At 69.6% G+C, this 22,672-nt stretch carries 15 protein-coding genes and 1 pseudogene; 9 read left to right on the forward strand and 7 right to left on the reverse strand.

Features of this window, described 5'->3' with window-relative positions:
* Both L687_RS30670 and L687_RS30675 read right to left on the reverse strand, forming a co-directional pair.
* Entirely contained in the window at positions 1–1,422 is a 1,422-nt protein-coding gene (locus L687_RS30670; RefSeq protein WP_021199626.1) for an aminopeptidase P family protein, read from the reverse strand.
* 36 nt (positions 1,423–1,458) lie between these two features.
* Positions 1,459–2,481, reverse strand: a complete 1,023-nt coding sequence (locus tag L687_RS30675) for an endonuclease/exonuclease/phosphatase family protein (protein ID WP_021199627.1) — start codon at positions 2,479–2,481, stop codon at positions 1,459–1,461.
* A 100-nt stretch (positions 2,482–2,581) separates the two neighbouring features.
* On the opposite strand from L687_RS30675, the gene L687_RS30680 reads away from it, so the two are divergent.
* Both L687_RS30680 and L687_RS30685 read left to right on the forward strand, forming a co-directional pair.
* Positions 2,582–3,454, forward strand: coding sequence for a PHP domain-containing protein (locus L687_RS30680; protein ID WP_021199628.1), 873 nt, complete (start codon positions 2,582–2,584; stop codon positions 3,452–3,454).
* 63 nt (positions 3,455–3,517) lie between these two features.
* Complete coding sequence (locus tag L687_RS30685; RefSeq protein WP_021199629.1) at positions 3,518–4,426, forward strand: DUF817 domain-containing protein; 909 nt, start codon at positions 3,518–3,520, stop codon at positions 4,424–4,426.
* 96 nt (positions 4,427–4,522) lie between these two features.
* On the opposite strand, the gene L687_RS30690 is transcribed toward L687_RS30685, so the two are convergent.
* Positions 4,523–6,043: a DEAD/DEAH box helicase gene (locus L687_RS30690; protein WP_021199630.1), complete on the reverse strand. Its 1,521-nt coding sequence runs from the start codon at positions 6,041–6,043 to the stop codon at positions 4,523–4,525.
* A 197-nt stretch (positions 6,044–6,240) separates the two neighbouring features.
* Here L687_RS30690 and L687_RS30695 point away from each other — a divergent pair, with 197 nt between their 5' ends.
* A complete protein-coding gene (locus L687_RS30695) occupies positions 6,241–6,954 on the forward strand; it encodes a ferritin-like fold-containing protein (protein ID WP_021199631.1) in 714 nt (237 codons plus the stop codon).
* 18 nt (positions 6,955–6,972) lie between these two features.
* Here the strand turns inward: L687_RS30695 and L687_RS30700 are convergent, their stop codons facing one another.
* Positions 6,973–7,260 (reverse strand): hypothetical protein, encoded by a 288-nt coding sequence (locus L687_RS30700; protein WP_021199632.1) that lies wholly within the window; start codon positions 7,258–7,260, stop codon positions 6,973–6,975.
* A gap of 7 nt (positions 7,261–7,267) precedes the next feature.
* Positions 7,268–7,492: a DUF3107 domain-containing protein gene (locus L687_RS30705; protein WP_017828623.1), complete on the reverse strand. Its 225-nt coding sequence runs from the start codon at positions 7,490–7,492 to the stop codon at positions 7,268–7,270.
* Between the two features lie 170 nt (positions 7,493–7,662).
* Here L687_RS30705 and L687_RS30710 point away from each other — a divergent pair, with 170 nt between their 5' ends.
* Positions 7,663–10,884, forward strand: coding sequence for an ATP-dependent helicase (locus L687_RS30710; RefSeq protein WP_021199633.1), 3,222 nt, complete (start codon positions 7,663–7,665; stop codon positions 10,882–10,884).
* Positions 10,881–14,420, forward strand: a complete 3,540-nt coding sequence (locus tag L687_RS30715) for a UvrD-helicase domain-containing protein (protein WP_021199634.1) — start codon at positions 10,881–10,883, stop codon at positions 14,418–14,420. The genes L687_RS30710 and L687_RS30715 overlap by 4 nt, the downstream gene beginning before the upstream one ends.
* On the opposite strand, the gene L687_RS30720 is transcribed toward L687_RS30715, so the two are convergent.
* The gene (locus L687_RS30720; protein WP_040569699.1) at positions 14,366–15,739 is read right to left on the reverse strand and encodes a hypothetical protein; all 1,374 of its coding nucleotides are present in this window, start codon (positions 15,737–15,739) and stop codon (positions 14,366–14,368) included. The two genes, L687_RS30715 and L687_RS30720, sit on opposite strands and share 55 nt — an antisense overlap.
* A gap of 64 nt (positions 15,740–15,803) precedes the next feature.
* Here L687_RS30720 and nudC point away from each other — a divergent pair, with 64 nt between their 5' ends.
* Both nudC and L687_RS30730 read left to right on the forward strand, forming a co-directional pair.
* The gene (gene nudC, locus L687_RS30725) at positions 15,804–16,685 is read left to right on the forward strand and encodes an NAD(+) diphosphatase (RefSeq protein WP_021199636.1); all 882 of its coding nucleotides are present in this window, start codon (positions 15,804–15,806) and stop codon (positions 16,683–16,685) included.
* Complete coding sequence (locus L687_RS30730) at positions 16,664–18,403, forward strand: ATP-dependent helicase (RefSeq protein ID WP_031207240.1); 1,740 nt, start codon at positions 16,664–16,666, stop codon at positions 18,401–18,403. The genes nudC and L687_RS30730 overlap by 22 nt, the downstream gene beginning before the upstream one ends.
* An 827-nt stretch (positions 18,404–19,230) precedes the next feature.
* Here L687_RS30730 and L687_RS30740 read toward each other — a convergent pair.
* Positions 19,231–20,640 (reverse strand): zinc-dependent metalloprotease, encoded by a 1,410-nt coding sequence (locus L687_RS30740; RefSeq protein WP_021199639.1) that lies wholly within the window; start codon positions 20,638–20,640, stop codon positions 19,231–19,233.
* A gap of 118 nt (positions 20,641–20,758) precedes the next feature.
* On the opposite strand from L687_RS30740, the gene L687_RS30745 reads away from it, so the two are divergent.
* Both L687_RS30745 and L687_RS43340 read left to right on the forward strand, forming a co-directional pair.
* Positions 20,759–21,850: a YlbL family protein gene (locus L687_RS30745; RefSeq protein WP_021199640.1), complete on the forward strand. Its 1,092-nt coding sequence runs from the start codon at positions 20,759–20,761 to the stop codon at positions 21,848–21,850.
* Positions 21,851–21,981: 131 nt separating this feature from the next.
* Positions 21,982–22,611, forward strand: a pseudogene (locus L687_RS43340) (UPF0182 family protein); the annotation flags it as partial.
* Between the last annotated feature and the right edge of the window lie 61 nt (positions 22,612–22,672).

Raw genomic sequence — 22,672 nt, forward strand, 5'->3', positions numbered from 1 at the left:
TCAGCTCTGCAGTCGCGCCATCCACGCCTCGACCTCGTCGGCCGTGCGGGGGATGCCGGCCGAGAGGTTCACGGGGCCGTCGTCGGTCATCACGATGTCGTCCTCGATGCGCACGCCGATGCCACGGAGCTCGGCCGGCACGGTGAGGTCGTCGATCTGGAAGTAGAGTCCGGGTTCGATCGTGAACACCATGCCCGGGGCGAGGATGCCGTCGTAGTACATCTCGCGACGGGCCTGGGCGCAGTCGTGCACGTCGATGCCGAGGTGGTGCGAGGTGCCGTGCACCATGTACCGACGGTGCTGGCCGCCCTTGTCGGCATCCAGAGCCTCTTCGGCGGTGACGGGCAGCAGACCCCACTCGGCCGTCCGCTCGGCGATGACCTTCATGGCGGCTCCGTGCACGTCGCGGAAGCGTACACCGACCCGAGCGGCGGCGAATGCCGCGTCGGCGGCCTCGCGCACCGTCTCGTAGACGCGCCGCTGCACGTCGGTGAACGTGCCGGAGACGGGCAGCGTGCGCGTGATGTCGGCGGTGTACAGGCTGTCGGCCTCCACACCCGCATCCACCAGGATCAGGTCACCGGGAACCACGGTTCCGTCGTTGCGCGTCCAGTGCAGGTAGCAGGCGTGCGGGCCGGAGGCGGCGATCGTGTCGTAGCCCTCGCCGTTGCCGTCCTCGCGTGCGCGGCGGTGGAAGACGCCTTCCACGACGCGCTCGCCGCGTGCATGAGCCGTCGCGGCCGGAAGCTCGCGGATGATGTCGTCGAAGCCGTTCGCCGTGATCTCGACGGCGCGGCGCATCTCGGCGATCTCGAACTCGTCCTTGATGAGGCGCAGCTCCGAGACGAAGCGCGTGAGGTTCTCGTCCTCGTCGAGCACCAGCTCGCCCTCGACGGCTTCCCGGTCGTCCAGATGGGCGGTGGCGATGTCGAGATCGGCGGCGACCCCGGCGAGGGACGGTCGCGGACCGATCCAGAACTCTCCGACCGTGGCGTCGGCGTAGAACTCCGTCGTCGTGCGGTCGGCGCGCTCGCGGAAGAAGAGGGTGATGTCGTGGCCGGTCTCGGTCGGTGCGAAGACGAGGACCGAGTCGGGCTCGGCATCCGATGCCCACCCGGTGAGGTGTGCGAAGGCGGAATGCGCGCGGAAGACGTAGTCGGTGTCGTTGCTGCGCTGCTTGAGAGAGCCGGCAGGGATCACGAGGTGCTTGCCGGGGAAGGCCGCGGAGACGGCGGCACGACGCGTGGCCGCGTACGACGCCTGGGCGCGCGGCGCGGGAAGCGTCTCCGGGCGTTCGGCCCAACCGGTCGAGATCGTGTCGAGGAAGCCCTGGGGGAAGGGCTGCTTGCGGTTGGTGGTGCCGTTGTCGACAGACGCTTCGACGGTGGGTTCTGCGATCGTGTCGCGCTCTCCTGTGCTCATCCCTCCAGTCTGTCACCTGGCGGGCGGGTGCGGGAGTCAGCCGGCGGGCTCGAGCTGCACGACCAGAGCGCGGTGGTCGCTGCCACCGGCATCATCCAGCACGACCGACCCCGTCGGAGACCAGTTCTGCGACGCCATCACATGATCGATCGGGGCGCCGGCGAGGGCAGGGAGAGAGCTCGGCCAGGTACCCGTGAGGCCGTTGCCGGTGCGGGACGCGACATCGCGGCAGTAGCCGATATCTCCGCCCTCGACTCCGAGAGGGGCCATGTGGTCGATCGTCGCGTTGAAGTCACCGGCCAGGATGAAGTCGCCCTGGGGGCACTGATCCGCGATCCACTGCAGGTCGCTGCGCCACTGCTGCATCTCCTCCATGCGCGGCGCGACCGCGTGCACGGCGACGATGGTGGGGCCGGAGCCGTCGATCGGCATGAGCACGACGCTGGGCACCGAGCCGGTGTTGCTGGTGCCATCCTTCGCCGACTCGATCACGGAGTACTCCCCGAGGTCCGGGGCGACCAGCACGGTCGTCTGCCACGACTGCGGCCCGTCCTGCACATCCGGGCGGAACTGCACGTGGTGCACCCACATCGGGTGTCCCTGCTCGCGGAGCATGATAGCGATGCGCTCGCCGACGGCCTCGGTCGTCTCGGGAAGGGCGACGATGTCGGCCCCCTGATCGAGGATCTGCTGGGCGATCACCTCGGCAGACACCGCTTCTCCCGCCGTGTTCCAGGTGAGCACGCGGACACTGTCCTCGGTCTTCTCCGGGAGCGGTGATCCCCCGAAACCGCGAACGGCACCGATCGCCGCGGTCGCGCCGGCGCCGAGCAGCGCAACGATCAGGACAGAGGCGGCGAATCCGCGGAGCGGACGGGCGAACAGGAGCAGGAGCGCGAGCACCGCGACGACGAGGAATCCGCCGAGCACGATGCCGCGCGCGGACACGAGCTGCGCGAACGGGTAGGTCTGCTCGAGACGGAAGAACTGCGGCCACACCACGACCGCCGTCGCGATCGCGAGCAGCACGGTGAAGAGGATCCCCAGGAGACGAAACATCCCCACCAGCCTAGGAGCGTCGCCTGTGAAGTCCCTGCCTCGACATCCGCTTCCGTGCGCCTCCGCGTCCGCGCGGGTCGCCGCTCGGTACGCTCGGAGGATGGCCTCTTCGTCCCACGGATTCGCCGGTCCCGCCGACCTGCACCTGCACTCCAACCATTCCGATGGCACGGAGTCGCCGGCCGAGGTCGTCCGGCAGGCGCACGCGCACGGGGTGCGCACGCTCGCGCTGACCGATCACGACCGCTCGACCGGTTGGGGCGAGGCGGGAGACGCCGCCGTCGCACGGGGGATGACCTTCATCCCGGGGATGGAGCTCTCCGCGAAGCACGAGTGGCGCAGCGTGCATGTTCTCGGCTACCTCTTCGATCCGGAGGATGACGCACTGCGGGCCGAGACCGATCGCATCCGCGGTGATCGGATCGGCCGTGCCGAGCGGATCGTCCGCAACATCGGGCGAGACTACGACCTGCAGTGGGACGACGTGGTGGCGCAGACGGCACTCGACGCGACGGTGGGGCGTCCGCACATCGCCGACGCCCTCGTCGCCCGCGGCATCGTGCGGGATCGGAGCGAGGCGTTCGACGGCATCCTGCATCCACGGGAGGGGTACTACGAGCCGCATTACGCACCCGATCCGCTGACCGCTGTGCGTCTGATCACCGAGGCGGGGGGAGTGGCGATCATCGCCCACCCCGTGACGGCGGGGCGCGACCGCATGATGCCCGTGGCGTTCATCGAGCGCCTCGTCGATGCAGGCCTCGGCGGGTTCGAGATCGAGCATCGCGAGAACACGGAGGCAGGCAAGCGGCTGCTGCGAGAGATCGCCGCGAAGCACGACCTCATCATCACGGGCTCGAGCGACTATCACGGCGACGGCAAGCCCAACCGTCCCGGCGAGAACACCACCTCTGACGAGATGGTGGCCAGGCTCATAGCACGCGGCACGGGCACCGCCCCGCGTTTTCCCTGATCCTCGGCATTCTGGCGGTCATCTCCCGGCGAGCTGTCGAGCGGGACCGATACCGTCCGAGGCATGCAGCGAGCGACTTCCCTCGAGCGACGCGTCGACGCGTGGGCTCATCGCCTCCTCCGCGATGCCCCGTCGAACGGCATCCGCGCCGGCCTGATCGAGTTCGCGGTGTTCGTCGTCAAGCAGGCGTGGGCGTGCATCTTCGGGGCGGCGCTGCTGGTCCTGATCGTCGCCGCGCGTCTGTGGTACCCCGACGATGCGGTGCTCGCCCGCAACGACGCACTCACCATCGCCGCTGTGCTCATCCAGGTGGCGATGCTCGTCTTCCGACTGGAGAGCGGGCGTGAGCTGTGGGTCATCGTCCTGTTCCACATCACCGGCACCGCCATGGAGCTCTTCAAGACCGACGTGGGGTCGTGGGCGTATGCCGCGGACGGGATCCTCCGCATCGGCGGTGTCCCGCTGTTCAGCGGTTTCATGTATGCGGCGGTCGGGTCGTACATGGTGCGCGTCTATCGGCTGTTCGACCTCGGGTTCACGCGGTATCCGCGGCGATGGATGACGGCCGTCCTCGCAGCGGCGATCTACCTCAACTTCTTCACCCACCACTGGTGGTGGGATGCCCGCTGGGTGCTCCTGGCGGGAGTCGTGGCGCTCTGGCTGCCCACAGTGATGCACGCGCGGGTGTGGCGGCGCACGATCCGTCTGCCGCTCCTGGCCGTCTTCGGCGGGGTCGCGGTGTTCATCTATCTCGCGGAAAACATCGGCACGTGGGCGGGCGCATGGGCCTACCCGGATCAGGCCGGAGGCTGGCAGCCGGTCTCGTTGAGCAAGCTGAGCTCGTGGTTCCTGCTGATGATCATCTCGGTCGTGCTGGTCGCCTGGGTGTATCCGCCGCAGGTACCGGCAGCCGTGCTGCGCACGGCCGACGAGGCACGCGCACAGGAGCCGGATGTCGGCGACCGACGGTGAACCCGCCGCAACCGGCTCTCGGCTTCCGCGTCCGCACATGCGAGAGGGCGCATACGCCGGAGTGAACCCGGTGGATGCGCCCTCTCGGTGACGTGCTCAGGCCCCGGTGACGGGAGCCGCGCCGGCGCCGGAACCGCCACGACGACGACGGCGACGACGTGCCGGAGCCGGCTTGCCGTCGTGGTGCTCCTTGCCCGCACCGTCATGCGTGCCCGCGCCCTCGGCACCGCGATCGGCGGCCGGTGCGGACTGCCCCTCGCCGGACGTCGACTCTGCCGCGCCTTCGGTGAAGGTCGAACCGACCGGAGTCGTGCTGTTGCGACGGCGACGACGGCGGCGGGTGCCGCCCTCATCGGTCCCCTCGGCGGCGGCGTCGGCCGCGCGCTCGGGTCGACGGGTGCGCTCGGTCTTCACGGACTCCGTCTTGGGCGCCGACACCAGGCGGCCCTTCGTGCCCTGGGGGATGTTGAGGTCCTCGTACAGATGCGGGCTGGACGAGTAGGTCTCGATGGGCTCGGGCTGGCCGAACTCGAGGGCGCGGTTGATCAGGGCCCACTTGTGCAGGTCTTCCCAGTCGACGAAGGTGACCGCGATGCCGGTCTTGCCCGCGCGGCCCGTACGGCCTGCGCGGTGCAGGTACGTCTTGTCCTCATCCGGGATCGTGTGGTTGATGACGTGCGTCACGTCATCGACGTCGATGCCTCGGGCGGCCACGTCGGTCGCGACCAGGACGTCGCGCTTGCCCGCCTTGAAGGCGGCCATCGAGCGCTCGCGCTGATCCTGACCCATGTCACCGTGCACGCCGCCCACATTGAAGCCGCGGTCGCTCAGCTCGTCGACGAGGCGCTGCGCCGCACGCTTGGTGCGGGTGAAGATCACGGTCTTTCCGCGACCCTCGGCCTGCAGGATGCGGGCGATGACCTCGTCCTTGTCCATCGAATGCGCACGGTAGACGAGGTGCTTGATGTTCGCCTGCGTGAGGCCCTCGTCGGGGTCGTTCGCACGGATGTGGATCGGGTTCGACATGAAGCGACGTGCGAGGGCGACGATCGGGCCGGGCATCGTCGCGGAGAACAGCTGCGTGTGACGGACGGCCGGGACTTTCTGGAAGATCTTCTCGATGTCGGCGAGGAAGCCGAGGTCGAGCATCTTGTCGGCCTCGTCGAGCACGACCTCGGTGGCGTGCGAGAGGTCGAGCAGGCGCTGACCGGCGAGGTCGATCAGTCGACCGGGTGTGCCGACCACGATCTGCGCGCCGGCCTTGAGCTGGTCGATCTGGCCCTCGTAGGCCTTGCCGCCGTAGATGGCGACGACGCTGGTCGAGCGGTTGCTGGTGAGCAGGTCGATGTCTTCGTACACCTGCACCGCGAGCTCGCGCGTCGGCACCACGATGAGTGCCTTGACGCCGTGCTCCGGGTCCTTGCCGAGGCGCTGGACGACGGGGATGCCGAAGCCGAAGGTCTTGCCTGTTCCCGTCTTGGCCTGACCGATGATGTCCTGGCCGGGAAGGCCGAGGGGGATGGTCTGCTCCTGGATGGGGAACGCGTCGACGATGCCCTTGGCGGCGAGTGCGTCGACGATGTCCTGATCGATGCCGAGATCGGCGAAAGTTGTCACTTTATTCAGATTGCCTGTCCGGCGAGCCTGCGGGATCGCCACGTTAACGGATCCACGCCGTCTCTTGTGCCACAGGCGCGGGGCCCCGCTCCGACGGCGGGGACACGCCCAGCCTACCCCGAGGGGCGCCTCCGGCCAGGAAGGAGCGTTCGGCACGAGTATTGTGAACGTCGTGGTGGACTCGGGAGGACGACCTCGTGGTTAAGTGGTTCTGGCAGCGCGACGACGCGCCGCGACGCACCCTCGCGCTGCGCGGCAGAGGCGAGCAGGGAGATGCGACGCGCATCGACTTCGCCGAACTCGCCCCCGAACTCAATCGGTTCCTCGGGCAGGCCGCCTATCTGCAACTGGGCTACTTCGAGACGCTGACGCGTCTCATCCGCGCCACGACCGCGCTCTCCGAGAAGGAGTCGCTGTCTCGTGCGGCAGGGGCCGCCTTGACCAAGCACCGGGGGATCGTGGAGCTCATCGCCGAGCACGGGGACGACCCCACGCAGCTGATGCTCCCGTTCCGGGAGAACCTCGACGCGTTCCGTCGAAAGACCATCGGCGCGCGCCCACGGGAGACGCTTCTCGCCGTGTACATCACCGCCGGAATGCTCGACGACTTCTATCTCGCGCTGGCGTCCAGCTACGGAGACACCGGGCGGCGCGTGGCGGAGATCCTCCGCGAGGACGACGCTCGACACGAGATCGTCGCCATCATCCAGGAGACGATCGAGAGCGACGAGGAGTGGCGTTCGCTGCTGTCGATGTGGGCGCGCCGCCTGGTCGGCGACACGATCCTCGTCTGCCGCTCTGCGCTGCGGCCCGAGCGTCTCGAGATCGACGAGGAGCGCATCGAACCGGTCTACACCGAGCTCATGGGTGCGCACGCTCGTCGCATGGACGCGATGGGACTGGCGTCCTAGGCGACGCAGTTCGACGGGTCAGATGCCCAGCGCCGCCCTGCTCTGGGCGTCGGAGCGCTTGCGCATCCCGGTGATGGCCACGGTCGCCAGTGCGGCGACGACGGGAGCGCCGAGGACGCTCGCGAGCCACAGCCAGATACTGTCCTCGCCCACACCGGCCCACTGCAGGCCCGTGTAGGTGAGCGCCGATACGGCGGTGGCGATCGCCGGGGTCAGGGCGACGCCGCGCAGCTCGCGATCGCGGATCAGGAAGTGCGCGGCGATTCCCAGAGCGCACGCGCCGATGAGTGCGAGGAGGATGTACATCGCGCGGTCAGGCGACGAAGCCGACGCGGCGCGATTCCTCGGTGCCCAGCTCGATGTAGGCGAGGTTCGCGGTCGGGACGATGTAGGAGTTGCCCTTCACGTCGGCGAAGCTCACGTGCGACGCGCTCTGCTCGAGCGCCGCGGCGACCTGGGTGCGGACCTCTTCAGCGCTGGCGCCGGTGTCGAAGCTCAGTTCACGGCCGGTGTTGATGATGCCGATGCGGATTTCCACGCGTGCTCCTTGAAGTTCGGGGACTGCGCCAACTCTACCCCGCGGGCACCGGGCAGGATCGGCCGCGGGGACCGGTTTCGCCGTGAGCGCACAGCGCGGACGACTGCGACCCCGGACGTGCCTGGCGGGTGCGGGCTGCGATGTCCGCACGTCCGGATAGCGTGGAGGTCATGACACCCGATACCGCTCAGCGCGCTGTGATCGCCGCAGAGCCGTCGGCATCCGGCGTCGTCATCGGCGCGCCGGGAACGGGCAAGACGCGCACCCTCATCGAGCGTGTCGTGCACCTGCTCGACGTCGAGGGGCTGCGCCCCGAACAGGTTCTCGCCCTCACCCCGAACCGCCAGGCGGCGACGGCTCTGCGCGATCGGATCGGCGTGCGCATCGGTCAGGCGACGCCGGGACCGTTGGCCAGATCGCTCGGTTCCTTCGCCTTCCAGCTCGTCCGTGGAGCGATGGTGCGAGAAGGAGCCGAACCGCCGGCGCTGCTGACCGGTGCCGATCAGGACCGCATCATCGCCGAACTGCTCGCCGGAGATGCGGAAGACGGGCGCATCCGGTGGCCCGACGCGCTGAGCACTTCCGTGCGCGCCTCGAAGGGGTTCCGCTCCGAGCTGCGTGCCTTCCTCGCCGAGTGCACCGAGATCGGCGTCGACGCCGCGGAACTCCGGGCCTCGGGAAACGAGGTGTGGGTGGCGACGGCGGAGTTCCTCGTCGAGTACCGCATGGTCCTCGACGCGCTCCGCTCGGCGCACCGCGACGCCGCTGATCTGCTCAGCGAGGCGAGCACCATCCTGGATACGGCAGACGCGAACACCCTCGGCCCGCTCGCTCCCTTGCGCGTGGTGCTCATCGATGACGCGCAGGAGCTCACCCGCGGTGGGATCGCCGTCGTGACGGCCTTGCGCAGCCGCGGGATCGCCGTGCACGCCTTCGGCGATCCCGACATCTCATCCGGGTCGTTCCGTGGAGCCAGCCCCGAGCTGTTCGCCCAGCTCGCCGGCGTGCTGGGAGACGTGCACGTACTCGACGGGCCGCACCGCCAGCGTCCGGCGCTCACGGCGCTCACCCGCACCGTGACGCAGGCGATCGGCGTGTCCGGACGGGTCGAGCACCGGCGCGCTCCGGTGCCGGTGACCGCCGAAGAGGTCGAAGCCGGAGTCGCGACGTTCGTTGCTCCTTCCCCCTATGAGGAGCTCGATCGCATCGCCGGCGTCATGCGCGAGTGGCACCTCTCCGACGGCATCCGCTGGGACCGGATGGCGGTCATCGCCCACGACACCCGGCAGGTCACCGCACTCGAGACCGAACTCGCCGCCAGGGAGATCCCGACACGAGCGGCCGGTGTGCAGCGCCCGCTCGGCAGCGAGGGGATCGTACGCGACATCGTCGGCATCGTGCGTCTGGCACTCACCCCGGTCGAAGAGCGCACGTCGCCCGCACTCGAGGAGGCGCTGCGCACCCCCTTCGGAGGGATGGACGCGATCGGGCTGCGGCGACTGCGTGCGCGCCTCCGACACGTCGAACTCGAGCAGGGAGGATCGACGCCTGCACGCGAACTGCTGCGCCGGGCGATGGCGAATCCTGCGCACCTCACGCTGATCGACGCTCCGGAATCGCGCACGGCCGAACGGTTCGCCGAGACGATCGAAGCGCTCTCCCGCGGCGCGGCGGCGGGGGAGACGATCCACGACCTGCTGTGGCGGGTCTGGGATCAGGCTCGGGCCGTCGACGGCCGGCGGCTGCAGGTCGCCTGGCGCGAGATCTCGCTGCTGCCGACGGGAGCGGAGACGGCTCGTTCGCTCGATGCGCTGGTCTCTCTGTTCGACTCCGCGAAGCGCTTCGTCGAGCGTACGCCGAACGAGAGGCCCGAGGTCTTCGTGCGCGACATCCTCGACAGCGAGGTTCCGGAGGATTCGCTGTCGACTCCCGACCGGCCGGGAAAGGTCACGCTGCTGACCCCCGCCACCGCCCTCGGCACGGAGTTCGACGCGGTCGTGGTCGCCGGCGTGCAGGACGGCATCTGGCCCAACGTGCGGCTGCGTGGCGGTCTGCTGCAGACCTGGCGTCTGCCGGATGCGATCCAGGCCGCCCGCACGGGGATCTCCATCGAGGCTCCAGGGGTCCTCGACCGCCGACGTGCGGCACTGCACGATGAGCTCCGGCTCTTCGTGCGCGCTGTGTCGCGTGCACGCGGTCGTCTCCTGATCACGGCGGTGGACGACGACGACCTCACGCCCAGCCCGTTCTTCGGCTTCCTGCCTGCGCCGGAACCACCCGAGCGGCATGCCTCGGCGGAGCACCCGCTCACCCTGCGCGGACTCGTCGCGCGGCACCGACGCATGCTCACGACGACGGTCTCCGAGCCCGTGCGCCGTGCCGCCGCGGCACAGCTCGCCGTCCTCGCTCGCGAAGGCGTCCCTGGAGCCGACCCGGCGGAGTGGTACGGGATCACCCCGCCATCGACGCAGGCGCCGCTGCGCGATCTCGCCGTCACCGGAGCCCGGGTATCGCCCTCGAAGATGGAGTCCTACGAGGAATGCGGCCTCAACTGGGTCGTCTCGGCGCTCGGCGGCGACACCGTGATGCCGCCGACCGCCGGCATCGGCACGATCGTGCACGAGGCGATGGAGAGGGTACCCGAAGGAGATCTCGAGCGGATGCGGGAGATCGTGGCCGAGCACTGGCCGGAGCTCGATTTCGAGACCGAGTGGATCGGGCGCAAGGAACGACGTCGTGCCGATCTGCTCGTCGATCGGCTGCACACCTACCTGGGCGACGTGCGCCGGGAGGGAGGGCGCGTCATCGGCAGTGAGGTCGAGTTCCGCTTCGCCGTCGACGTGGCTCCCGCGACCGACGAGGAGATCGCGCCGACGGTGCACGCGGTGGGGGAGGACCAGGCGAATAAGGCGATCATCCACGGCTACATCGACCGTGTGGAAGCCTACCCGCCGGGCGCCGGCGAGCATCCGGCAGCTCGAGGCCGCGGCTGGGAGCCGATGTCGGGGGGTCCTGACGGCCCGACGGTCGTGGTCGATCTGAAGACGGGGAAGAATGATCCCGAATCCGACTCCGGTGTGATCGAGCACGCGCAGCTGGCCGCCTATCAGGTGGCGGTCCAGCAGGGACTGATCGAGGGGGCGCCGTCGTCGTCGCTGGCCGGCGCTCGACTCGTGATCGTCTCCAAGACACTCGCCAAGAGCGACTACCGCATCGCCCATCAGCACACGCTCGACGATGAGTCGCGAACGGCGTTCCTGAAGCGCGTGTCGGATGCGGCTCGCGGTATGTCGGCATCGAGCTTCACCGCGCAGGTCGAGTCGCACTGTGCGGACACGCAGCGCCGGGTGCACCCCTGCCGCATCCATACTGTGCCGGCGGTGAGCTCATGACGGGCGTGAGCGGGCCGGAGCGGAGCGGAGCAGGGTGGAGCGGCGGTGCGGGCATCTCCGCCACAGACATCGCGGCTGCGCTGGGGCAACCGTCGCCGACACCCGCACAGCAGCGGGTGATCGAAGCGCCGCCGGAGCCTGCCCTCGTCGTCGCCGGAGCAGGAAGCGGTAAGACCGAGACGATGTCGGGGCGGGTGGTCTGGCTCGTGGCCAACGGGCACGTCCGCCGCGACGAGATCCTCGGCCTCACCTTCACGCGCAAAGCCGCAGGAGAGCTCGCGGAACGGATCGCCCATCGGCTCGCGGTCATCGACGAGTACGGACGCCGGGGGCTCCTCCCGCATCTGCCCGAGATCGTGGCGGACGGGTCACTTCGGAGGGTCGACGAGGCCGTGCCGGGCCGACAGCGTGAGCTGGTGCGCGCGCACGTGCTCGACGAACTCGCTGCGCACCGCGGAACGGGATGGGATCCGGTGACCCCTCGTGCTGCGGAAGACCTGATGATCCGGCCGCGCGTCTCGACCTACAACGCCTTCGCCGACGGCATCGTCCGTGAGCACGCGGCGCGCATCGGACGGGACCCCGACGTGGCGATGCTCAGCCAGGCCGCCTCCTGGATGCTGGCACGCGAAGTGGTGCTCCGCAGCGACCTCCCCGAGCTGGAGAACATCGATTTCGCGCTCGGCACGGTCATCGACGCTGTGCAGAGGCTCGCCGGCGATGCCCTCGACCACCGCGTCGACCTCGACCGTGCCGAGCACATCGCCCGCGATCAGGCACTCGCGTTCGAGCCCTATCGGGGCAACGCCGACGTCGAGAAGGCGGCGGTGAACCTGCTCAGTCTGCCGACGCTGACCCGCCTCGTGCGCGACTACATCGCCGAGAAACAGCGCCGAGGCGTGCTCGACTTCGCCGACCAGGTGGGCGGGGCCTACGACATCGTCGAATCGGCTCCCGACGTACGGGCCGAACTGCGCGAGCAGCACCGTGTCGTGCTGCTCGACGAGTACCAAGACACGTCGGTCATCCAGACCCGCTTCCTCGCCGAGCTGTTCCGCGACTCCGCGGTGATGGCCGTGGGCGACCCGCATCAGTCGATCTACGGTTGGCGAGGTGCGAGCGCCGACAACCTCTACGCCTTCTCCCGCACGTTCTCGAGCACCGCAGCGGCGCAGACCTACAGCCTCATGACCAGCTGGCGCAATGATCGAGGCATCCTCGGGATCGCGAACCGCGTGCTCGAACCCCTGCAACGCCCGGGGCTCGACGTGCCGCCGCTCGAACCGCGCCCCGGCGCCGGGGAAGGCACCGTGACCATCGAGTACCCGTTCACGGTCGACGAAGAGGCATCCGCCGTGGCGGAATGGTTCGCCGAGCGCCGTGCCGCGCACGACGCCCGCAGCGCCGGTGAGTCCCCGGGCGCGAAGCCGCACACCGGTGCCATCCTGTTCCGTTCGAAACGCCACATGCAGACGTTCGCCGCCGCGCTCGCGGCGCGTGGCATCCCGCACCGCATCCTCGGCCTCGGCGGTCTGCTGGCGACGCCGGAGGTGGTCGACGTCGTGTCGACGCTGCGCGTGGTGCACGACCCCACCGCGGGGTCGGCGCTCATCCGCCTTCTCACGGGTCCTCGTTTCGGTGTCGGCGTTGCCGACATGGCGGCGCTCTACGACCTCGGGCGCACACTCTCCGAGCGCGACCCCGCCATGGCTCCGTTGCCCGAGGAGGTGCGCGCGCGGCTGCGTTCCTCGCGGGGGGCCGACGAGGCGGTCTCGATCATCGACGCGGTCGACGTGGTGCGTGCGGTGCGCGACGACTATCGGCTCCTCGAGTCCATCACGCCCGACGGCAGGGCGAGGGTGCGTGCGGCGGGGGAGATGCTCGAGCGACTGCGCCGAGCGTCCTCCCAGCCGATCCCCGAGCTGATCCGGCTGGTCGAGCTCGAACTGCGGCTGGACATCGAGTTGGCGGCCAACGAGACCAGAGGCCCGGCCCGTGTCGCCGCGACCCAGCTGCGGGCCTTCGCCGATGAGGTACGAGCCTTCCTCGCGGCGGACGAGCGGGGGAGCATCGGCAGTCTGCTCGCGTGGCTCGACAAGGCCGAGAGCACCGACGAGCTCATGCCCCGGCCCGAGCCGCCGGAGGCCGGAGTCGTGCAACTGCTGACGATCCATGGGTCGAAGGGGCTGGAATGGGACGCGGTCGCCGTGGTGCGGCTCGTGATCGACGAACTTCCCAGCCGGGTCTCCGACACCTCCGGCTGGTTCGGCCTCGGAGTCGTTCCGTTTGCTCTGCGCGGTGACCGCGACGCGCTGCCCCGATTCGAGTGGGATCCGGTCGAGGCGATGGGTGACGAGGCCGACCCCGTCAAGCGCCAGAAGCTCGCGCAGGCCTCACTGTCCGGTGGTGCGACGAAGGCGAATCCCCGGGGCGGCGCGATCAAACGCTTCAAGGATGCCTACCGGACCTATCAGCAGCAGGAGGAGCGGCGTCTGGCGTACGTCGCGGTCACCCGCGCGCGCACCGATCTGCTTCTCAGCGGTGCGCATTGGGCAGGACAGAAGTCTCCGCGCACCCCGAGCCCCTATCTGGTCGAGGCCATCGAGGTGCAGGGGCTCGACGAGGTCGAGGCGGTCGACCCCGACGACAACCCCTATGACGGCCCCGGTTCGACGTTGCGGTGGCCCCTCGACCCGTTGGGGGCACGACGAGAGGTCGTGTCCGCGGCGGCTGCGGCCGTGGATGACGCCGCCCGCAGAGGGACGGCGGAACCGTCGGTGGAGCTCGCCCGCCTGCTGGCCGAGCGTGCGGCGAGGCAGCGCGGAACCGACGCGGACGCCCCGACGCGCGTCCCGGCATCGCGATTCAAGGACTACGTCACCGACTTCTCCGGCACGCTCTCCTCGATCGTCAGACCCATGCCCGAGCGACCGTACCGGCAGACCCGGCTCGGCACGCTGTTCCACGCCTGGGTGGAACAGCGTTCGGAGCTGGTCGGTGTCGGCAGCCGCCCGGATGAGGCCCTCTGGGAGCTCGACGAGGATGAGATCGCGTCGGAACCCGCGCAGGCGACGGTGGAGACGCGGGAGGGGGCGGCAGCGACCGCAGATGCCGCCGATCTCGCCGCTCTGCAGGCGACCTTCGAGCGCAGCGAATGGGGAGGACTGCAGCCGATCGCCGTCGAGATCGAGATCGACTTCGCCCTCGGCGCCGGACTTCCCTCGTCGGAGGTGGCAGGATCGCACATCGTCATCTGCAAGCTCGACGCCGTCTACCGACGTGCCGACCGTGGTGGACGCATCGAGATCGTGGATTGGAAGACCGGGAAGGCTCCGCGAACGGCAGACGAGCGCGAGGAGCGGATGCTGCAGCTGGCGCTCTACCGTCTGGCGTACCATCGGCGCTTCGACGTGCCTCTGGAGGACATCGACGTCGCGCTGTACTACGTCGCGGACGACCTGATCATCCGTGGCGACCGTGTCTACTCGGAGGAAGAGCTCTTCCAGCGCTGGAGCGCCGCCCGCGCCGCACGCTGAGCTTCGTCCGAGTCGGACTCGTCGTACTCGGCCGCAGCGTCCGATGCGGAAGGACGTGTCTGTTCGCGGGGCTCGAAACCACGGGTACCCGCGAAGATGCTCCGCGCCTCGGAGAGATCCTCGGTCTCGACATTGAGCATCTCGGTGCGGTGAGCGCTGTCGTCCTGGTCCCGGTCGGTCGTGCGTCCGGTGTCGATGGTGCGCACCGGTTCCAGTGACTCCGTGTCCTGCGGCGACGACTCCGCCTCCTCCGGGACTTCGATCCACAGTTCTTCGGGGTTGTAGGCATCGGTGTGCATGGAGGTGTCGACCTCGGCGACGGCATCCCGGGGCACGCGGTCGAGCGCGTCCATGGCGGAGTCGACGCCGGCAGCGCGGGCATCGATGATGCTGAGGTCGTCCGTTCGCAGGCCCTCGGCGAGAGCATCGAGCAGTGCGGCGGCATCGTCGACGATGTCCGGCCGATGCATGGAGTCGCCGTGCACGAGCCAGCGTGCGAACTCGAGTTCGGCGAGCAGGCGGGCTCGCACCTCGAGGCCGGGATCGGGGGCACGGTCGACGGCGCGGGCATACGCGGCGTGGACGTCGTCTGACGCATCGGGAGCTGCGGAGAGCCAGGAGAGGTCGACCGCCGGGTCTCCCACCGCGAGCCCATGCCAACCGACGAGGCCGACCACTTCGGGCCCGCGCTCCGGATCGTCGTCGAACAGGAACGAGGTCGACTGCACGCCTCCGAGGACCACGGTGGACTCGAAGCGCCAGAGGTCGTCGTCGGCGACGGCATCGCGCCAACGCACCGTGAGACGTGCCGGCACGCGCCCGGTGGCCGCCGCGGTGTCGATCAGGCGCTCCAACTCGGCGCGGCTCTCTTCGGCGGTGCGGGTTCCGAGTCCTGCGCCCCGGACGACCGAGGTGGGAAGGCCGTGCACGGCGGCGATCGCGGCTCCCATCGACGGCGCGGCACCGCGCCCCGCGGGCACCAGGGCCGCCTCGATCTGGAAGCCGGGGAGGAGCTCGGTGACGAGCGCGCGACCCTCGCCGATGCGCGTCTCCCCGATGTAGGCGGGCACGCGGAACGGCAGCATGGCGCGGGCGCCGTCGGTGAGCGCTCGAAGAGCGAGGGCTTCGGCGGCGAGTTCGCGCGCCGTCTCGTCGTCGTCCGCGACGCGGATCGCGAGTTCACGGCCGTCCGCCAGCGAGGCGATGGCGGAGTCGAATCGACCGTCGCCGTCCGCGCTCAGACCGCGGGCACCCGTGACCTCCGCCCCGGGCAGTGCGGCGGTCACTGCCGCGGCTAGAGTGAAAGGAGAGCGTCCCATGCCCCCAGGGTAGGTCGGCTCAGGGGCGGTCCCGCCTCCGCCACGCCCGTGAAAGAGGGAGTCGATGACCATTCAGCGCCCGTCCCTCGACCGTGCAGCCGAACTCCGCGAGGAGCCGGATGTGCTCGATCGTCTGCGCGCCGACCCGGCGACCCGCGTCATCGTCGTGCGTGAGGGACGTGTCCGGGTCGTCGATTCCGCGCTGCTGCGCGTCGCACCGGATGCGGTCGTCGAGGCGACCTGGGCTCTCCTCGGCCGCGATGTCGACGGCACCGTGCTGCTCCTCGCCGCCGCCCCGCCGGAGAACGACGCACTCGACACGGCCCCGGACGAGATCTGGCTCGGCCTCGGTGACCTCGGCGGACGTCTCGACGGGCAGGAGTCCGAGCTCCTGATCGGCGCGATCGCCCTCGCGGGATGGCTGCGCGATGCCCCGTTCTGCCCTGCGTGCGGTGGAGCGACGCGACTTCAGCAAGGCGGATGGTCGCGGCGCTGCCTCGTGTGCGGGCGCCAGCATTTCCCGCGCACGGATCCAGCGGTGATCGTCGCCGTCGAGAGCCGGGACGGCGAGCGCCTCCTGCTCGGCGCCAACGCGAACTGGGGCGGACGGATGTTCTCGTGCTTCGCGGGCTTCACCGAGGCCGGGGAGTCCCTCGAATCGACCGCATATCGCGAGATCGAGGAGGAGTCGGGCGTGCGACTGTCCGCTCTGCGGTACGTCTCGTCCCAGGCCTGGCCGTTCCCGCGCTCGCTCATGGTGGGCTTCCGCGCCGTGGTCGACGACGAGTCCGCTGCACGCCCCGACGGGGAAGAGATCATCGAGGTGCGCTGGTTCACGCGCGCGGAGATCGGCTCCGCACTCGCCGGAGACGGGCCTGTGGGCCTTCCGGGCCCGGCATCCATCGCCCGTGCCCTGATCGTCGAATGGTACGAGGACCACGCGTGAGCGCACTCGATGCCCTCGATGAGCGGCAGCGGGCAGCGGCATCCGTGCTGCGGGGACCCGTCGCCGTGCTCGCCGGTGCCGGGACCGGAAAGACACGGGTGATCACGCATCGCATCGCGCACGGCGTCGACACCGGCGCCTATTCGCCTTCGCGTGTCATGGCCGTCACGTTCACCGCCAAGGCCGCGGGCGAGCTCCGCGGTCGCCTGCGTGCTCTCGGAGTCGAGGGTGTGGCTGCCCGCACCTTCCACGCGACAGCACTCGCTCAGCTGAACTTCTTCTGGCCCACGCTGGCCGGTTCCCCGGCGCCCTCGATCATCGACAACAAGGTGCGGATGCTGGGGCAGGCCGCCGACGCGATACGCCTCCGTCCCAGCACGGCCACACTGCGCGACATCGCCTCCGAGATCGAGTGGCGCAAGGTCTCGATGCTGTCGATCGACCAGTACGCGGCACTCGGGCGTCCGATCAGCGGTGTCGATGCGGGCCAGCTGATCGAACTGATGCGGGGATACGAAGCACTGAAGGACGATCGTCGTCAGCTCGACTTCGAAGACGTGCTCCTCGCCTGCGCGGGCATGCTGGAGGCGGAGCCCCGGGTCGCCGCATCCGTCCACGAGCAGTACCGGCACTTCACGGTCGACGAGTTCCAAGACGTCTCGCCGTTGCAGAACCGGCTGCTCGAGCTCTGGCTGGGCGATCGCCATGACATCTGCGTGGTCGGCGATGCCAGCCAGACCATCTATTCGTTCGCGGGGGCCGAGCAGCGGTTCCTGCTCGATTTCGAGCGCCGCCACCCGGACGCGACGGTTGTGAGGCTGGAGACGAACTACCGCTCGCAACCGCCGATCCTCACCGCAGCCAACGCCCTGATGCACGGCCGCCCCGGCGCGTTGGAGCTCGTGCCGGCCCGGGAGCAGTTCACCGCGGATGCGCCGACCATCACCGCCTACGACACCGAGGGGGAGGAAGCCGCGGGGATCGCTGCGGCCATCTCCGCCCGCATCGAGGCGGGTGCCTCCCCCTCGGAGATCGCAGTCCTCTACCGGGCGCACGCGCAGTCCGCGGTTCTGCAGCAGGCGCTCGCGGCCGAGGGCATCGCGACGTCGGTGCTGGGCGGCACACGCTTCTTCGCCATGCCGGAGGTTCGTCAGGCGATCCTCGCGCTCCGGGCCGCCGCCGTGGCTCCCAGCGAGCAGGGCTTCCTCCCCGGGGTGGAGCGGGTGCTTCGCGAGCTCGGTCTCACAGAGGAGCCGCCGGCGGCAGGGGGAGCGCAGCGCAGCGGATGGGAGGCGCGACGTGCCATCCTCCGGCTCGCGGAGGAGGCGGGGCCCGAGGCGGATCTGCGAAGCTTCAGCGACGCGCTGATGGCGCGGGCGAAGGACCAGCACGAGCCGACCATGCGCACCGTCACGCTGTCGACCCTGCATGCCGCCAAGGGGCTGGAGTGGCCGCACGTGTACCTCGCCGGATGGGCGGAGGGATCGCTGCCGATCTCGTATGCGACGACGTTCGAGGCGATCGACGAGGAGCGGCGACTGGCCTACGTGGGCGTCACGCGCGCCGCCCGTACGCTGGCGCTGTCGTGGTCGAGATCAGCGGGTCGGGGGGAGCGCTCTCCGTCGCGGTTCCTCGCTGAGATGGGGACCACGGGCCGCGGCACCGGCATTCTTCGTGAAACGACACCGGACGCCACTCGCGGGAACCGTCCGCGCTGATCCGCACCATCCTCCCGGACGCACCTTCGTCGTCGGCGAGGAGCAGCGCGGCGAGCCGCCCGGCTTCAGCGACCTGCGCGGCGCGGATCGGGCCCGGATCACGACCGATCATCTGCGTGTGCAGCAGTGGCCAGGCCGGGTCGAGGTCTCGGGCATGGGCGTCGCGACACGCGAGACAGGCGGACACACCGGGGACCACGAGCGGCCCGACGGTCACGCGGCCGGGCTCGAACGCGACCGGTAGGTGCGCGACGTCCTCGCGCAGGTAGCGGGCGAACTGCAGTGCCGCGGACACGCCGTTCACGAGCACGATGGCCACGCCGGGCCGGTGACCGATGTCCACGAGTTCGATGCCTTCGTCGGAGAGCGCCTCGCGCATCCGGTACTCGCTCCGGCCGTCGGCGATCCCGATGTTCTCGACCCAGGCAGGGCGTGCCGCAGCGACATCGTCGAGGAGCACGTCGTCGAGACGCGCGAGGAGTGTGCGTGCCGCCTCCCGCGGAGCGCCGGCCGCGTGCGCGATCACGTCGAAGGAACCCCGCCGGAAACCGGAGCGCAACCGGCTGAGAAGCGGTTCCACCCAGGGGTCCTCCGCATCGATGCGCAGGCCGCCGTCATCTCCGAGCTGAAGGGTGTGCTCGTCGCGCCACAGCAGGGGAGAGCTCGGGTGCAGACGTGTGAGGAGCGGAGGGATGAGCGGCATCTCTCCGATTGTGGGGAGGATGGCGGCATCGCGGGGCCGCAACCGGGCATCCGTGGACAACTCGCCGACGTTCGTCGAGCGGGGGAGGAGAGGTGCGGGCATCCTCGGACGCCCGCACCCTGCCTCAGACCGGTCGGTCGCCCTCCGGGGCCGCGTCGCCGTCTCCGTCCGCTTCATCCGTGGTTCCCGCTGCGGGCTCGTCGGCCGAGAAGTCGTCGCCGTCGAGCAGGCGGGCCAGTGCTTCATCGAACTCGTCGGCCACCGGCTGTTCGCCACGCTCAGCCGCCTGCAGCCGGGCGACGAGTCCGCTCGGGTCGTCGATGTCCTCGGCCGTCGGCATCAGGTCGGGGTAGTCCCACAGCGAGTCGCGTCCGCTGATGCCGACGGCGTCGGTCACCGCCTGCCACATCGCGGAGGCTTCGCGTATGCGTCGGGGGCGCAGCTTGAGCCCGACCAGTGCGCCGAGTGCGTCTTCCGCAGGACCGCCGACGGCGCGTCGGCGTCGAGCGGCTTCCGCGATGCGGGCACCGTCGGGCAGCCGCGAGGTCGCCTCGGCTGTCACCACGTCCACCCAGCCGTCGATCGTCGCGATGAGGTTCTCGAGTCGGGTGAGCGCCTCGCGCTGCGCCTCGCTCTGCACGGGGAGGAGAGCGCCGCCCTCGATCGCCGCGCGCAGTTCCTCGGGGTCGGAGGGGTCGAGGCGGCTGGCCACGTCTTCCAGCGCGTCCACATCGACGGTGACTCCGCGCGCGAAGTCGGTGATCTGCGCCATCACGTGCAAGTGGAGCCACTTCGCGTGCCGGTAGAGCCGCGCGTACGCGAGCTCGCGGGTGGCGAGGTAGAGCGCGATCTGGTCTTCGGGGATCTCGAGACCTTCGCCGAACGCGGTGAGGTTCTGCGGGATGACGGCCGCCGTCCCCGCGGGGAGCACGGGGATGCCGACATCGCCTCCGGAGACCACCTCGAGCGAGAGGTTGCCGAGCACCTGACCGAACTGCGCGGCGAACACCGAGCCGCCCAGGCCTCGCATCAGCTTGCCTGCCCCCTGGACGACGTCGCGCATCTCCTCCGGCACCTGCGTGTCCAGCGCGGAGGTCAGCGCGTCCGCGATGCTCGTCGACACCGGGTCGGCGATCTCCTTCCACACCGGCAGCGTCTTCTCGACCCACTCGCCGCGGGTCATCGCTGTCGGTGTCTCGGAGAGCTCCGAGATCGTCGTCGCCTCGCCGAGCCACAGATTCGCCAGCGCGAAGGAATCGGCGAGCGAGGTGCGTGAACCGTCGGTCACACCCTGCCCGTCGCGGTTGGCGATGAACAGGGCCTGGCGCAGCGCGTTCTCCCAGGGATCGCCACCGAAGGCGCCCTGCAGCTGCGACATGATCGTCTGCATCATCGCGGGATCGAGTGTGAAGCCGTCCATCCCCTCGAAGGCGCCCCGGAGCGCTTCGGGGTCGATGTCCCCGCCGCCCTGATTCGAGAGCATCTTCCGCAGGAACTCCTGGAAGTCTTCGGGTGTCGGGTCGTTGTCTGCCATGTCGCTCGCCCTCTCAGCACTTCTGTTGCCGTGGCCTCTACGCTAGTCACAGGTTTCTGCGCGCGAACCCGATGCGGGCAGATCGGTGTACGCCGCTCGCGAACGACGGAGGAATGCAGTGGATCGAACGCGGTCTGGGAAGCTCGGACTCGGAGTCTGGGCGCTGATCGTCGCGCTCATCGCCCTGGTCGTGCTGACGTTCCTGCCGTCGCCCTACGTGATCCAGCGGCCGGGCCCGGTGTACGACACCCTCGGCACTGCGGAGGGAGCGGACGGCGAGCAGGTTCCGCTGATCAGCGTCGAGGGCGCCGAGACCTTCGAGACCGCGGGCACTCTGGACCTCACGACGGTCCAGGTCGTCGGCAACCGCGAGCGCACACCGAGCTGGTTCGAGCTGGCACTGGCGTGGATGGACTCGTCCAAGGCGGTCGTCCCGCTCGACACGGTGTTCCCGCAGGGGGTGACGAGTGAGCAGCGCGACGAGCGCAACGCCACGCTGATGGTGGACTCGCAGCACGAGGCGACGGCCGCGGCGCTGAACGAGCTCGGGTACGACACCGGTGCTCAGGTCGTCGTCGTCGACGCCGTCGCCGACTCCCCGGCCGCCGGCATCCTCGAAGCCGACGATGTGATCACCGCGATCGACGGCACGCCGGTCACCTCTGCGACGCAGCTGCGCGAGGCGATCCAGGCTGCCGAGGGAGCCCCCGTGCAGCTCACCGTGCTGCGCGCCGGAGCCGAGCAGACCGTCGAGATCACTCCGGAGAAGCACACCGAGGGCGACGCGACCCTGTGGCTCATCGGCATCACGCTCCGCACCGACTACGACTTCGAGATCGACGTCACGATCCAGCTCGACAACGTGGGCGGCCCCAGCGCCGGGATGATGTTCGCGCTGGGCATCATCGACACGCTGACCGAGGGCGAGCTCAACGGCGGGAAGGACGTGGCCGGTACCGGCACGATCGACGCGGCCGGCACCGTCGGGCCTATCGGCGGCATCCGGCAGAAGCTCTACGGTGCCAGGGACGCGGGGGCCGAGTACTTCCTCGCTCCCGAGGCCAACTGCGACGAGGTCGTCGGGCATGTGCCGGACGGGCTCCAGGTCATCCGCACCGCGACGCTCGACGAGTCTCTCGCCGCGCTCGAGGTCATCGCGGACGACGGAGACGTCGCCGCTCTTCCGACCTGCGAACGCGCCGGGAGCTGAACACACATGTGCGGCCGTGACCTCGCCGTGACCGGGATGACAGCCTGCCCACAGTGAGCGATGCCTAGGATGGTGGGGTGACCTCCTCGCCTTCAGCTCCGAACCCGGCCACGCCTCGAACCTCACGACGCATTCTCGGCATCTCCCTGGTGATCATCGCCGCCTTGATCGCGGTGTTCTTCGTGTTCGCCTCCCTGTACACCGAGTTCCTCTGGTTCGACCAGGTGGGCTTCACCGGCGTCCTCACGACGCAGTGGATCGCCACGGCGGTGATGTTCGTGGTCGGCTTCCTCGGGATGGCCGTTCCGCTGTTCGTCGTCATCCAACTCGCGTATCGCCTGCGTCCGGTGTACGTGCGACTCAGCTCGCAGCTGGATCGGTACCAGGAGGTCATCGAACCGCTGCGTCGCCTGGCGATGTGGGGCATGCCCATCTTCTTCGGACTGTTCGCCGGCTTCGCGGCCGCGGGGCAGTGGAAGACCGTCTGGCTCTGGGCCAACGGTGTGGCGACGTCCGACGTCGACCCGCAGTTCGGCATCGACACCGGCTTCTACATGTTCGCGATGCCGTTCTACACGATCCTGCTCGCCTTCATCTCGGCCGTTCTGCTGCTCTCGCTCCTGGTCACCGCCCTCGTGTCGTACCTGTACGGCTCGGTGCGCATCGGCCAGGGTGAGCTGCGCATCTCGAAACCCGCACGCATCCAGCTCGCGGTCATCGCGGGCCTCTACCTGCTGGTGCAGGCGGCGAGCCTCTGGCTCTGTCTCTTATACACATCTGACGCTGCCGACGAATAGAGAGGTGTAGATCTCGGTGGTCGCC

The sequence above is a fragment of the Microbacterium maritypicum MF109 genome (assembly GCF_000455825.1).
In the GTDB taxonomy this organism is placed as follows: Bacteria; Actinomycetota; Actinomycetes; order Actinomycetales; family Microbacteriaceae; genus Microbacterium; species Microbacterium maritypicum_A.

What these genes read in the sequence shown, in the direction of transcription:
- L687_RS30670 (WP_021199626.1), bottom strand. Translation starts at nt 1,422, where the DNA reads ATGAGCACAGGAGAGCGCGACACGATCGCAGAACCCACCGTCGAAGCG.
- L687_RS30675 (WP_021199627.1), bottom strand. Translation starts at nt 2,481, where the DNA reads ATGTTTCGTCTCCTGGGGATCCTCTTCACCGTGCTGCTCGCGATCGCG.
- L687_RS30680 (WP_021199628.1), top strand. Translation starts at nt 2,582, where the DNA reads ATGGCCTCTTCGTCCCACGGATTCGCCGGTCCCGCCGACCTGCACCTG.
- L687_RS30685 (WP_021199629.1), top strand. Translation starts at nt 3,518, where the DNA reads ATGCAGCGAGCGACTTCCCTCGAGCGACGCGTCGACGCGTGGGCTCAT.
- L687_RS30700 (WP_021199632.1), bottom strand. Translation starts at nt 7,260, where the DNA reads ATGTACATCCTCCTCGCACTCATCGGCGCGTGCGCTCTGGGAATCGCC.
- L687_RS30710 (WP_021199633.1), top strand. Translation starts at nt 7,663, where the DNA reads ATGACACCCGATACCGCTCAGCGCGCTGTGATCGCCGCAGAGCCGTCG.
- L687_RS30715 (WP_021199634.1), top strand. Translation starts at nt 10,881, where the DNA reads ATGACGGGCGTGAGCGGGCCGGAGCGGAGCGGAGCAGGGTGGAGCGGC.
- L687_RS30720 (WP_040569699.1), bottom strand. Translation starts at nt 15,739, where the DNA reads ATGGGACGCTCTCCTTTCACTCTAGCCGCGGCAGTGACCGCCGCACTG.
- nudC (WP_021199636.1), top strand. Translation starts at nt 15,804, where the DNA reads ATGACCATTCAGCGCCCGTCCCTCGACCGTGCAGCCGAACTCCGCGAG.
- L687_RS30730 (WP_031207240.1), top strand. Translation starts at nt 16,664, where the DNA reads ATGGTACGAGGACCACGCGTGAGCGCACTCGATGCCCTCGATGAGCGG.
- L687_RS30740 (WP_021199639.1), bottom strand. Translation starts at nt 20,640, where the DNA reads ATGGCAGACAACGACCCGACACCCGAAGACTTCCAGGAGTTCCTGCGG.